Source organism: Streptomyces sp. ATLC9 (genome assembly GCF_057196705.1).
This window is the reverse complement of record NZ_JBXUOY010000646.1, coordinates 1-226: the sequence shown is the minus strand read 5'-3', so window position 1 is coordinate 226 and position 226 is coordinate 1. Positions and strand designations below refer to the sequence as shown.

Genomic DNA, 226 nt, shown 5'->3' with positions numbered 1-226 from the left:
TCGGCGTGGGCAAGACGACCTTCGTTGGCGCCGTGTCGGAGATCAACCCGCTGCGCACCGAAGCCGTGATGACCGCCGCGTCCGCCGGGATCGACGACCTGACGCACACCGGTGGCAAGACCACCACCACGGTGGCGATGGATTTCGGCCGTATCACGCTGGACCAGGACCTGATCCTGTACCTGTTCGGCACGCCGGGCCAGGACCGGTTCTGGTTCATGTGGGA

The 226-nt window shown here is 65.9% G+C and carries 1 protein-coding gene; it reads left to right on the top strand.

What is annotated here, in order from left to right:
- The coding region (locus tag AC2CJA_RS27475) for an ATP/GTP-binding protein (RefSeq protein WP_484605308.1) at nt 1-226 on the top strand (226 nt) is incomplete at both ends.